Source organism: Nonomuraea sp. NPDC003727 (genome assembly GCF_053586935.1).
Window position 1 is genome coordinate 262463 of the sequence record NZ_JBSFNE010000005.1, and the last position, 13311, is coordinate 275773.

A 13311-nucleotide genomic window follows, 5' to 3' on the forward strand; every position below is an offset into this window, starting at 1 on the left:
CTGGCAGTATTGCCCGCTAATGAGTCTTATGTGGTCGATGGGGCTGGTGTGACAGGCTTCACCGTTCGTTGGAACAGTGTCAGGCGACGCGGCTCCGACGCGAGGGAGGAGGCCGCGTTCATCAGGGACGTCAGGGACAAGGTGCTGGCCGCCTTCGCCGAGGCCGGCCGTCCGATGGGTCACGACCGGTACGGAGCCGAGGTGGAGAAGGCCTACCCCGCGATGCGCGACGGCATCCTCGACGCCCTCAAGAACTACGCCGACGAGGTGGAGCGCTCCGGCGACGGGCTGAAGGGCACCTCGCACACCTACGAGACGGCCGAGCGGCCCGAGGCCTGATCGCCGGTGTGGCTCGACGGTGTGCCCATCCCGGGGTTCGCGCGGCCGTGGATCGGCTGGGTGGTCGGCATGGACTGGCCCCAGGGCGACGAGAAGGCCCTGTTCCGGCTCGCCGACGCGCTCGTGGCGGCGCTCTACGAGGTGGTCGGCGGCCCGGACGGTGACCCGTCGAGGAGCCTGCTGGGCAGACGGCCGCCCGACGCGGACGAATGGGACGGCGACGCGCTGCAGGCCTTCGTCAAGCACGTCCTGACCACGACGCGGGGACACCAGGCCGACGCCGTCAACCGCCTGGCCGCCATGGCGCTCGCCCTGAACGATCTCGGGGTCCAGCTCGAGTACACCAAGCGCATGATCAAGTTGACCGTCGTGCTGCTGGTCGTGCAGATCGGCGCGGTGATCCTGCTGCTCGGCACCCCGCTGGCCGGGCCCACGTTCAAGTGGATCGGCTTCCGGGCGCTGCTGAGCCGCGCCGTGATCGCGCAACTGGCCAAGCGGCTGCTGTTCTGCTGCGGGCTCTTCGGCACGATCATGGGCGTGATGGACTACGCCATCCAGGCGAGCCAGTCACGCAGGGACCACGTCGACGTCGGCCAGGTCCTCACGTCCGCGGGCACCGGGGCGCTGTCCGGGGCGCTCATGGGCCTCGGCGCCGGGCTGCTGCCGACCCGGTCGATGCTGATCTTCATGGCCCAGTCGGGCGTGGTCGGCGGCATCACCGCGCTCGTCACGGAGGTGTGGAGCGCGGTCGGCAGCGGCCGGCCCGTGGACTGGAAGCTGGTGGCGGAGGGGCTGACCTCCGGCTTCGTCGGCGGCATCGACCGCACCGGCGCGGGCGGCGGCGCGCACTCCGGCCCCGGCAAGACCGGCGCCCACCTCTTTCCCCCCGACGTTCCCACCGACGGTACGGCGGGGCCGGCCGCGAGCTCGCTCGACGGCGTCGCCGCGGCGACCAAGCGCCTCGACGAGGACGGCCCGGCCACCTCGAAGCCGGCCGCCGATCCCTTCCTGGACGGCATGCGCACGGCGGCGCACGAGACGGACCGCGTGGCCGATGGCGACATGACCACCCTGGCGCGGGCCACGACCGACCGGGCGGCCGACGGGGCGCGGGCCGTGGGCGGGCAGGCGGCGGACGTCGCGCGAGCCGTACCCGACGAGATCAGGACGAGCCCGCACCGCGCGGACGACGGGACCCAGCCCGCGCCCCCGGTCAGGAGCGACCAGGTCCGCCCGCCTGTCCGCGCCGAGACGGCTGCCCGTGCGGAAGCCCCCGCGCGTGCGGAGGCTCGTGCGGAGACGCCTGCCCGGGGCGAGGCCGGGACGGCGTCGAGACCGGCGGCCGTGCCGGAGCGTGGGGCCGGGGGCGAGGTGACCCACGAACGGGCCGGACGCGCGGACGCCGATCCGGATCCCGGCGGCAGGCCGGACGCGCGCCCCGAGCGGACGGGCAGGCCGTCCGGCGACCCCGAACGGCCCTTCACGCATGCCAGGTCGACGGACCGGGGCGACGGCCCCGCCTCGCACGGCGACGGGTCCGCCGGCCGTACCGAGTCGACCGGGAGCCGGGGCGAGGGGGCGGGCCCGCGGACGCCGGAGAGCGGTGGCGGGGCCCGCGCGGACGGGCCCGTCACCCGGATGGCCGAGAGCACCGGCGCCCACGCCGACGGGCCGGTGGCGCGAGCAGGCGAGACCTCCTCCGCGATGGCGGAGCGCAGGCCCGAGCCGGCCAACCGGATCGAGGGCCTGATCAACTGGAGCACCACCCGCGCCGAGCCGCCACCGTCGTGGCACGGCATGACGCAGGAGCAGTTCGCCGCGCTGGCCGCCAAGGGCACCGTCGGCGACCCCGTCGTGCTGTCCAGCGGCACGGAGTCGGTCAAGGTCGAGCGGGTCACGCTGACCGACGGAGGACCGGCGGCCAGGAAGGAGACCGCCACCACCGAGATGCGCGACGCCGAGCACCTGTCCTCGATGCTCCTGCGCTCGCTGGGTCTGGACGTGCCCCCGACCCACCTCGTCGACGAGCACACGCTGATCACCGGCTGGGTCGAGGGCGAGCGGCCGGAACTCCGCTGGCACGGGGACCGCTGGGAGCTGCCCGAGCACGTCATGCACAGCCGTGACGCCGTGCTCATGGGCCTGGGCGACGCGCTCATCGGCAACTACGACCGGGCGCACGGCGACGGCATGCGGGTCGGCGACGACGGCCGTCTCCGCGGCTTCGACCACGACAAGACCTTCCGGCCGATGATGCCCGATCCGAACAGCCCGCTGACGAGGCTGTTCTTCCGGGAGGTGGAACCGGGCAGGTTCGACTGGGCACCGAACCCGATGTCGGTGCGGGACATGGCCACCCTCAAGGCCGCGGTCGAACGGTTACGGCCGGAGTTCGAACGCCTGGGCAGGGGCGACTGGTTCGCCAACGTCCAGTTCGTCCTGGACAAGGTGGCCGAGCACGCGGGCGGCGCCGACTCGGTGCTCAAGGCCCCGGTGGACAGGCCGTTCTTCTGGGCGGCCGACGAGGATCTCGCCGCGCGGGCGCGCGCCCATCGCGCGGTCACCGACCTGTCGACGGACCTGAGCCGTCCCCTGGTGGACCCGCGCGAGCAGCTCGCCGCGAGGACCGGGCGCGGGAGCGCGGGGGACCGGTTCGTCAACGGCGACGAGGGGTTCGCGGAGCTGGTCGTCCACCGCGACGGTTCGGAGGCGCTGGTCCTCCGTGACGAAGCCGCGAGGCGCGCAGAGGCCGAGGCGCTGCTGCGCGACGCCCTCGGCCTGGACGGCCCCGCCGTCCTCAGGATCGACGACGACACGGTCCACCAGGCATACGGCAGTGACCGGCTCAGGGCCGCCGTCCAGTCGGGCGTGCGGAACTCCCTCGTGATCGACACCATGCGGGGCCTCGAGGAGGTCGTCGAGTTCAACGACGGCACGTTCGCCATCCGCCGCGAGTTCGACGACATCGAGACGGCCGACCGGGCGGAACTGGCCGCGCTCGAGCTCGGCGCGGTCAAGGACGGCACGTCGGGGGTGTACCGGGCGGACACGACCGTCATGTACGAGCACCGGCTGGGCGCGAACCAGGGAGAGCTGGCCAGACGCGGCCTCCACACGCTGCTGATGGCCGACGGCCCCATTCCCGCCGAGCTGTTCCAGCGGATGGTGGCCGACAATCCGCTGCTTGAGCGGATCAGCGGGGACAAGGGGTTGTGGTCCCAGCGCGACATCGACGCGGTCACCACGAAGCTTCAGGAGCTCGGCCCCGAATTCGCCAGGCGCGGCCTGGCCGACCTGCACGAGCGGATCAGCGACAACTGGGCCGGCCTCGCGCGGCCTGCGCAGGACGCGCCCGTCCCGCTGGGTTCCCTGGACCACGGCCCCCGCCTGGTGCCCGACTACTCCGGTACGCCGTGGCGCCCGCCGGACCAGCCGATCCCCGCCCTGCCGCACCTGCTGGAGGGCACCAACCTGCGGCAGGTCAACGAGCTGGCGCACGGCGGCGATCCGCTGGCCGACGCGATGCTGCGCCAGGCCAGTGCCGAGCTGGCCCTCCTGCCGCGACAGGAGGGGACCGTCACGGTCAGGGTGCCGGAGGAGTGGGTCCCCGCGAACCTCGCGCCGGGCGCGGAGTTCGCCTTCAAGGGCATCCTGGAGGGCGTCGACGACCCCCGCTTCCTCGGCGACGAGCCGCGTACCGTGCGCCTGACCATCCGGGCCGGCGACTACGTGGCGGCGGAAGCGCTGTCCGGCCGGCCCCACCACGCGCTGTTCCGCGTCGACGCGCCCTTCAAGGTGCTCGCGTTGCAGGAGTTCTCCCACGGGGAGCGGCACTACTTCCTCGTCCAGGCGCCCGACGGGATGGGCACCGCCGCCTTCGCCGAGCCGGTCCACCGGGCCACGCCCGAACTGAGCCCGGCCGCCCGGCACCATTACGACCACCACCGGGTGGAGACGGGGGCGGGTATCTGGCTGCGCGATCCGGCCTTCTCCCACGACATGGGGATCGAGCGGTCCGCTCTAGAGGTGCGCTCCATCGACGGTGCCTACTACGTGGACGGACACGGCGGCCCTGACGGGCTGATGGTCGGCGGCAGGACCGTCAGGGCCGAGGATCTGGCGGCGATCATCCTGAACGATTCCTTTCTCCAACACGACGATCTGGTCATCCTCGCCAACTGCAACGTGGGCGCCCACACCTACGCGCAGGAGGTGGCCAGGCTCACCGGCCATGTCGTGGTGGCGGCCGACTCGCGGGTCAGGGTGGGCCCCTACGGCGACATGTTCGCGATGGACGCCGAGCACGGCGCCCTGGGCGGTCGCGGGAACCTGCGGATCTTCCTGCCGGACGACGTCGTGCCGCCCACCGCCTGGGAGCGGGTCAAGTCGGCGGTGCGCGGGTTCTTCGGCGTCGACGACTCGGTGACGCGTTCGGCCGAGCCGTACGCGCGGACGCTGGAGGGCGTCAGGGCCGGCATCGCGGGCTACGAGAGGTTCGCGGCCCGGGTGGAGGCCATGGTCCGCGACCTTCCCGAGAGCTCGCCGTTCCGGCGGCTGGCGATCGAGGAACTGGTGGCCCTGCACACCTACGCCAACGGGCTCGACGCGCCCATCGACAGGGCGATGGGCGACCCGAGGCTGCTGCCGCCGTACGAGGAGCACGTGCGCGGCATCCTCGGCGCGCTCGACACGCTGGGGGAGTACCAGGCGCCGTTCACCGGGCAGGCCCACCTCAGCGTGGTGCTGTCCGAGGCCGACAGAGCGGCCTACACGCAGGGGGCGGTCGTCTCCGACCCCAGGTTCACCACCGCCTACCGCGAGCCGCGCGAGCCCGTCGCGGTGCCCGGCCGCGTGGACTTCGTCATCACCTCCAGGACGGCCCACGACATCAGCGTCGCCGCCGGCGACCCCGCCGAAGGCAGGCTGATCTTCCGGCCGGACACCGAGTTCCGCGTGGACCGGGTCGACGGTGACACCGTCTACGTCAGCGAGGTGGCCAGGTCGGGCGACGGCTGGGTGCCCTGCGCGTGCGCGGAGGGCACCCACTGGGGCACCAACGGCGCCGCCGGGCTGCTGCTGCTCAGCAAGGGCGGCGACGGCGAGACGTACGTGCTCATGCAGCACCGCGCCGCCACCTCCGACGGCGGCGGCACCTGGTCGCTGCTCGGCGGTGCCAGGGACCTGAACGAGGGCGCCGTGGCCGCCGCGCTGCGGGAGGCCGCCGAGGAGAGCACGCTGGACCCCGCCACGGTGCGGATCCACGGCCGCCACGTCAACGACCACGGCGGCTGGTCCTACGAGACGGTCATCGCCACCCTGCCCGAACCGGTGGACATCAGGCCGTCCTCGTGGGAGTCGCAGGGCATCCGGTGGGTACGGCTCGACGAGCTGGCCACCCTCGACCTGCATCCAGGCTTCGCCGAGAGCTGGCCGGACGTGCAGGCGGAGAGCCACCGGGCCATCGACTGGGACACGGCCGCGCCCAGGGACGTGTCGCGCACCCTCTACCGCCACGACAAACTTCCGGCCGGCGACGTCGACGCCCTCCTGGCCAGGTTCGCCGAGGAGGGCGTCTCAGGAGAGCTCGTCCGCGGGAACAGCCGGCTGCCGGGGGAGGGCGTGCCGGTCGAGAGCGTCATCCGCACCGCCTCGGGTGACACGCTGCCGCCCGGCACGGCGCTGCGGGTGATCGCGGTGGAGCGCGACGCGACCATGCCGGACGGCAGGCGGGGGATCAGGCTCTACCTGACGGAGGGGAACGCCCCGGCCCGCGTGCCGGACCTGAGCCACCGGGTGCTCAGCGTGGACCAGCAGCGCTTCACCGCCGCGACACGGACGGAGTCGCCGGTGGGCGTCGGCTTCAGAGTCTTCGGCGACCTGGAGGACGCGGCCGTGACCAACAGGATGGCGGGGGCACGTCCGGTCGAGGGCGCGGTCACGGTCGGCATCAGGTCGGACTACCACGCCTTCCGGGTGGGCGACGTCCCGGTCCCGGTCAGGGACCTGGCCACCATGCTGGCGCTGGACCCGCGGCTGGTGGCCGAGCCCGGCGCCGCGATCGTGCTGAGGGGGCCGCACGCCGCCCACGACAAGCTGCTCATCCAGGAGCTGGCGGACCTGACGGGCCGCGTCGTGATCGCCTTCGAGGACCCCACCAGGCGGTGGCCGACGGACGGGGCCGCGAAGATCTTCCTTCCGGAGGCGGACCAGCCGGCCCCCGCGCACCCGCACCAGCCGGTCCCGGCGGGAGACCCGCCCACCCTCGGCGGGCTGGGTGCGGAGTGGCCGGAGGGACCGGCTCCGGTGCGGCCTGCACCCGACCTCCAGACGGTCAGGGAGTTCGCCCGCCTTCGCGAGCTGAGCAGCACAACGTACAACCTCGACTTCCAGGGCAGGACCGACACCGTCGAGTACGCCAGGGCGGTCGCCGAACGCGACTGGCTGGAGGCCAGGCTGGCCGAACGGATGCGGGATCGCGCCGAGGCCGCCTACATCGACCAGCACGCCGCCATCCTCCTCGAGACCAGGGCGCTGGCCGACGAGCTGGGCATGGACGTCGAACGGCTGCGCGCGCACCTTCGCGACGAGCTGGTCACCATGCTGGCGGACCGGCCGATCTCGATGCGGGTCAGCCCAGAGACGCTGCGGGCCGTACTGGCCGAGGGGCGGTTCAAGACGCAGTTCGAGGTCGCGAGCTCGGGCGGGGTCTACGACAACGTCCTGCGCTCCGCCTACGAGGAGAGCTGGTTCGGCTATCCCGCCGACCTGACCCCCGAACTGCGGCCGGTCTACGGCTACGTCAACCTGTACGAGCGGATCTCCGACCCGTCCCTGATCGGGATGGGCACCACGAACCGGGTGTCCGAGTACGGTGAGGTCCAGGTCACCCTGCGCCCCGAGGTCAGGGACAGGTCGACCTTCTGCGTCGGCGACTCCATCGAGGTCACCGAGACCGCGGTGCCCAGCAGGATCAACGACCCACGCCCCGAGTCGTACGCCGCGGCTCCCCTCCGCGGGTTCGACCCCGCGAAGGAACCGCTACGCGGTGTGCGGCGGGACTACGCGGGTCTGGACTGGCAGAACAACGCCTACGTCGAGGCGCAGATGCACGGCGGCGTGAGGGTGAGCGACATCAGCCATGTCGTCTTCACCGTCCGGCCCGACGCCGGCCTGGTGGCGGCGCTGGAGGCGGCGGGCATCGACTGGTACTACGTCTATCCCGGGAGTACGCGATGATCAGAACGGTGGGTCGCAGGTCCGACGGGGCGATCCTGGTGGCGCTCGGCGAGGCGGCGGTGATCCTGCCGCCCGGCACGCACGTGCTGCCGCTGGCCTCCGCGCTGGCGCACGCCGAGTGGGAGCCGGTCGACGAGCAGCCCCCCGACCTCCCCGCGCGCCTGGTCGAGGCGCTGACGAGGAAGGACGGGGAGCTGCGCGCGGCCGTCAGCCCGTTCATCCGCGAGCTCATGGAGCGGCGGCGTCAGGGGAGGTAGGCGGTCTGGATCAGCCGCGCGCCGGACTTCCGGTCGACGAAGTAGCCACGGCCGACCGGCAGCGGCTGCGGGCGGATGTTGCCGAAGACGTAGCCCTCGTCCTTGTTGCCGGACATGACCAGCGCGGGGCTCGCCATGTCCTTGATCTTGGTGATGATCGGGTCGAACATCGCCCTGCCGACGCCGCCCATCTGCCGCGACATGATCAGGTGCAGGCCGATGTCGCGGGCCTGCGGGAGCAGGTCGGCCAGCGGCTGCAGCGGGTTGTTCGAGGTGGCGACCAGGTCGTAGTCGTCGACCACGATGTACAGGTCCGAACCCTGCCACCAGCTGCGGGACCGCAGCTGCTCGGGCGTCAGGTCGGCGGGCGGCAGACGCTTCAGCAGCGCCTGCCTGGCGTCGTTGATCAGGCCGGCGGCGGCGGCGCTCGACGCGGCGTAGCCGATCCGGTGCTCGGTGGCCGCCGAGTCGAGCAGCGACCTGCGGTAGTCGATCACGATCATCATCGCCTCGCGCGGCGTCTGCCTGGACACCACGCTCTCGGCGATGAGCCGCAGCAGGTTCGACTTCCCGCTCTCGGTGTCGCCCACCACGATGAAGTGCGGATCGGCCTCCAGGTCGAGCAGGACGGGCGCGAGCATGGCCTCGTCGATGCCGATCGGGATGAGCTTGCGCCCCGTCTCCTCGATCCCGGGCAGCATCTCGGCGGGCAGCACCGAGGGCAGCAGCCGCACGCCCGGCGCCGGGGGACCCTGCCAGGCATCCCTGACCGTCTGCACCAGCGCGCGCACGCCCACCGACAGGTCCTCGGCGCTCTGCACGCCGTCGATCCTCGGCAGCGCGGACAGGAAGTGCATGCCTTCCTTGGTGAGCCCGCGTCCGGGCGTCCCCTCCGGTACGGCGAGCGCCGTCTTGCGGTTGATCTCCGACTCGTAGGCGTCGCCCAGCTTGAGCTCGATCCTGGTGCCGAACAGGTCGCGGATACCCGGCCGGAACTCCGACCACTTGTTGGTGGCGGCCACGATGTGGATGCCGTAGCCGAGGCCGCGCCCCGCCAGGTCGGTGATCGTCGGCTCCAGCGAGTCGAACTCCTGCCTGATGGTCAGCCAGCCGTCCACGACGAGGAAGATGTCGCCCCAGCCGTCGCCCTCGAACGAGCCCTCGGCGACCATCCGGCGATAGGTGGCGATCGAGTCGATGCCGTGGTCGGCGAACATGCGCTCGCGCTGCTGGAGGACTGTGGCGACCTCGGCGACCGTCCGGCGGACGCGGTCGGCGTCGAGGCGGCTGGCCACGCCGCCGATGTGCGGCAGGCCGTCGAGGCCCGCGAGCGAGCCGCCACCGAAGTCGAGGCAGTAGAACTGCACCTCGCGGGGGGTGTGCGTGAGCGCCATGCTGGTGATGAGCGTGCGCAGCACCGTGCTCTTGCCGCTCTGCGTGCCGCCCGCGACGCCGACGTGTCCCGACGCGCCCGACAGGTCCAGCCAGAACGGGTCACGCCGCTGCTCGAACGGCTTGTCGATGATGCCGATCACGGCGTGGAGCCTGCCGCGGCCCGACCAGTCGGTGGTCGACAGCCCGTAGGCGGGCGTGACCGACAGCGGCGGGAGCAGCTGCGCCAGGGTCGGCGCCTGGCCGAGCGGCGGCAGCCAGATGCGGTGCGCGGCGGGCCCCCGGTCGTGCAGCCGTCCCACCATGATGTCGAGCAGGCTGACCTGCGGCGTCTTCTCCTCCGCCGCGGCCAGCTCCTTGGGGGGCGTCTCCACCACGGGGACGGGCACGAAGGCCGGGCCGTACTCCACGACCTCGCGGACGGGCCCGCCGGCGGCGGAGGCCGCCGACTGGTAGGGGTCCGGCTGGTAGGGACCGGAGACGTAGGCGGCCTTGAACCGCGTCATGCCGGTGGTGTCGAACTTCAGGTAGCCGTTGCCGGGCGCGGACGGCAGCTCGTAGGCGTCGGCGACGCCGAGCACGACGCGGCTCTCCATGGCGGAGAAGGTGCGCAGACCGATCCGGTAGGACAGATGCGTGTCCAGGCCGCGCAGCCGGCCCTCCTCCAGCCGCTGGGAGGCGAGCAGCAGGTGGACGCCGAGCGAACGGCCGAGCCGGCCGATCATCACGAACAGGTCGATGAACTCGGGCTTGGCCGACAGCAGCTCGCTGAACTCGTCGAGCACGACGAACAGCGTGGGCATCGGCGCCAGCTCCGCGCCCTGCTCCCTGGCCCGCTCGTAGTCGCGCAGCGAGGCGTAGTTGCCGGCCGCGCGCAGCAGCTCCTGGCGGCGGACCATCTCGCCGTGCAACGCGTCGTGCATGCGGTCGACCAGCGGCAGCTCGTCCTCGAGGTTGGTGATGACCGCCGAGACGTGCGAGAGCGACTCGAGGCCGAGGAAGGTCGCGCCACCCTTGAAGTCGACCAGGACGAAGTTGAGGATCTCGGAGGAGTGCGTGACGGCCAGGCCGAGCACCAGCGTGCGCAGCAGCTCGCTCTTGCCGGAACCGGTGGCGCCGATGACCAGGCCGTGCGGGCCCATGCCGCCCTGCGCCGACTCCTTGATGTCGAGCTCCACCACGCGGCCGTCGGCGCCGAGGCCGATCGGCACGCGCAGCCGGTTGCGGCCCGCCCGTGGCCGCCAGGTGTGCTCGGTGTCGAGCCTGGTCGGATCGCCGACGCCGAGCAGGTCGGTGAGCGTGGTGTTGATCGACAGCACGTCCTGCGACTCGCCCCCTGCGGACCCCGACGAGAGCCTGAGCGGTGCCAGCTGCCTGGCCAGCCCCTCGCACATCAGGTAGTCGAGCTGGTCGGGATCGCCGAGACGGGTGCTGGTCGCCTTGCCTGCGTGGTCCAGCTTGATCATGTGGAAGGCGTCGCCCTGGATGTCCAGCCGCAGCATCGCCTTCTCCTCCACCAGCCCCGCGGCGTCGGACAGGTCGATCAGCGTCACACCCTGGATGGCGTCCATGCCGAGCTGGGAGTCGTGCGGCACGTACCCGCCGTCCACGATCACCACGTGGTACGGCAGGGAGTCGGCGGGCGCGCCCGGCTTGAACCTGGCCCGCTCCTTCAGCTCCCCCCCGACCAGCCGGTCGAGCTCGCTGAGATTCTCGGCCATCAGCCTGACCTGCCCCGCCAGGTCGGTCTGGTCGGGATGCAGGGCGTGCGGGAGCCACTTGACCCAGTCCCAGTGCGCCATCGACTCCTTGCCCGCGCAGACCAGGATCCGCAGGTCGTCGGGGGAGTGGAAGACGACCATCTGCGCGATCATCGCCCTGACCAGCCCGCGGATCGCCTGCTGGTCACCGCTCAGCTTGATGCGGGCGAAGGAGCCGAGCGCCACGGAGACGGGCAGCTCGGAGACCGTCGCATGCGCCCTGACGAACCGCCGCAGCGCGCCGGCCGTCAGGGCGTCGAGGTCCTCGACCGGCTTGGAGTCCGGCGGGATGAGCTGGATGGCCAGCTTCTGCATGCCGGTGCCGAGCCGTACGGTGCCGAAGTCGGGGTCGCGCGGCCGGCGCTCCCACAGGCGTGGGCTCATGGCGATCCACCAGAGCGAGTCGGGCGCGGGGCCGCTCCACTCCAGCGCCTCGCGCTGCTGCCTGGCGGCCCTGCGGGCCTTCCTGCGGACCTGTGACAGGTAACGGAAGTAGTCGCGGCGCAGGCCGTTGAGCCGGTGCTTGCGCTCGCCCGACTGCCTGCCGAGCTGCCCGATGGTCATGCCCATCATGGAAAAGGCGAACAGGCCGCTGGCCACGTACATGAGCGGGTTGGAATTTCCTCCCGCGGTGAACATCAACCCCATCGCCGCCCCGCCGGCCACCATCGGCAGGTAGGTCAGAACCCCCATGAAGCCTTGACCCTGGACTTCGGGGATCTCGGGTGGGCTTTCGAGCAGGACCTCGCCACGAGGTGGCTTGGGGCTGGCACGGCGTTCGGGCCGTCGCACAATCACGATGCTCACACGGCAATTTCTTACCATCAATGCGGGTCTTTCCGCTTGCCCGATATGTTTCCTTCCGTGAAGTCGCTTGCTCATGGACCATCCCCGCAAGGCCCGATGCAGCAGGGCGCTCTCGCGCAGATCCCCGCGCCGATGCCGGCCTTGTGCCACGTCACAATCGTCGGCCCGCGCAAGAGAGCCGATCTCGCGCTGCCCGCGGACATCCCGCTGCCGCACGTCCTGCCCGGCCTCCTCCGCGCGATGGACGAAGTGGGCGGCGAGGCCACGTCCGCCGCGGGATGGATGCTGCAGCGCCTCGGCGGCGCGCCGCTCGACATCGGCCAGAGCCTCGGCGCCCTCGGCGTCCTCGACGGCGAGGTGCTCTACCTCAGGCCGCGCGACGCCGTCCTGCCGCCGGCCCTCTACGACGACGTCGCCGACGTGGTCGCGGGCGGGGTCAAGGAGGGGGCGGGCAAGTGGACGCCCGACCACACCCGCCTGGCGGGCACCAGCGCCGCGTGCGGGCTGCTGGTCATGGGGGCGCTCGCGCTCTACGCGGCCGGTCCGCCGTGGACGATCAGGGCGATCGTCGCGGGCGTGCTGGCGCTGCTGCTCCTGGTGACGGGCGCGGTCATGTCGCGCGCGATCGGCGACTCGAAGGTGGGCGCGCCGATCGGATGGGCGGCGCTGCCGTACGGGTTCCTGGCGGGCCTGCTGGCCCCCGGCGGCGCAGGCTTCTCCGCGCCCAACCTGCTCGCCGCCTTCGCCTGCACGGCGCTGGTGGCCGCCTTCGGCGGCGCGCTGACCGCCGACGGCCAGTCCGGATTCCTCGGTACGGCCATCGCCTCGGTCACCGGGGCGGCGGGAGCGGCGGTCGTCATGATCTGGGGCACCTCGCCCGCGGGCGTGGCGGCGGTGTCGGCGACCGTCCTGCTGGCCTTCACCCCGCTCATCCCCACGCTGTCCTTCCGGATGGCGAAGCTGCCGCTGCCGAACATGCCGACGACCGCGGAGGAGCTGCGCAACGACAACCAGCTTCTCGACGCCACGCAGGTCAAGGAGCGCACCGCCAAGGCGCAGTCCTTCGTGACCAGCCTGATCGCCGCGGCGTGCCTGGTGGCGATGGGCGCGCTGTTCCTGCTGGTCATGGAGGGCGGGTGGGCCGCGAGGGTCATGGTCGTGGTGCTCGCGCTGACCCTGATCATGCGGGCGCGGGTCTTCCACGGGCTGGGCCAGCGGATCTGGCTGCTCGTGTCAGGACTGGCCGGGCTCGCGGCGCTGGGGTTGTCCGTGAGCGCCGGCATGGGCGACATCGCGGCCGTCGCCGTGGGCGTCGGGCTGCTGTGGGTCGCGCTCGTCGCGGCCGGACTCGGGACCTGGCTGCCCACGGGCAAGCCCTCGCCGTTCTGGGGCCGCGCGGGCGACATCGTGGACCTCATGCTGATCGCGGCGCTGTTCCCGCTCGCGCTCGGCGTCCTCGACGTCTACACGTGGGTGCGCGGCCTCTCGGGCTGAGCGTTTCCATGATTGCGGAGTAAACC

The 13311-nt window shown here is 72.2% G+C and carries 5 protein-coding genes; 4 read left to right on the top strand and 1 reads right to left on the bottom strand.

What is annotated here, in order from left to right:
- Positions 1-48 precede the first annotated feature (48 nt).
- Genes ACWDLG_RS15420 through ACWDLG_RS15430 form a run of 3 tightly spaced genes read left to right on the top strand, consistent with a single transcriptional unit; the run spans position 49 to position 7832 of the window.
- Complete coding sequence (locus ACWDLG_RS15420) at positions 49-339, top strand: hypothetical protein (protein WP_354906174.1); 291 nt, start codon at positions 49-51, stop codon at positions 337-339.
- A gap of 21 nt (positions 340-360) precedes the next feature.
- Positions 361-7575: a DUF3626 domain-containing protein gene (locus ACWDLG_RS15425; protein ID WP_449920169.1), complete on the top strand. Its 7215-nt coding sequence runs from the start codon at positions 361-363 to the stop codon at positions 7573-7575.
- Positions 7572-7832 carry a hypothetical protein gene (locus tag ACWDLG_RS15430; protein WP_449920172.1) on the top strand — a complete coding sequence of 87 codons (261 nt, stop codon included), beginning with the start codon at positions 7572-7574 and terminating at the stop codon, positions 7830-7832. Before ACWDLG_RS15425 ends, ACWDLG_RS15430 begins: the two co-directional genes overlap by 4 nt.
- On the opposite strand, the gene eccCa is transcribed toward ACWDLG_RS15430, so the two are convergent.
- Complete coding sequence (gene eccCa / locus ACWDLG_RS15435) at positions 7820-11809, bottom strand: type VII secretion protein EccCa (protein ID WP_449920173.1); 3990 nt, start codon at positions 11807-11809, stop codon at positions 7820-7822. The two genes, ACWDLG_RS15430 and eccCa, sit on opposite strands and share 13 nt — an antisense overlap.
- A gap of 39 nt (positions 11810-11848) precedes the next feature.
- On the opposite strand from eccCa, the gene eccD reads away from it, so the two are divergent.
- The gene (gene eccD, locus ACWDLG_RS15440; RefSeq protein WP_449920175.1) at positions 11849-13285 is read left to right on the top strand and encodes a type VII secretion integral membrane protein EccD; all 1437 of its coding nucleotides are present in this window, start codon (positions 11849-11851) and stop codon (positions 13283-13285) included.
- Positions 13286-13311: the final 26 nt, after the last annotated feature.

What these genes read in the sequence shown, in the direction of transcription:
- eccCa (WP_449920173.1), bottom strand. Translation starts at nt 11,809, where the DNA reads ATGGTAAGAAATTGCCGTGTGAGCATCGTGATTGTGCGACGGCCCGAA.
- ACWDLG_RS15430 (WP_449920172.1), top strand. Translation starts at nt 7,572, where the DNA reads ATGATCAGAACGGTGGGTCGCAGGTCCGACGGGGCGATCCTGGTGGCG.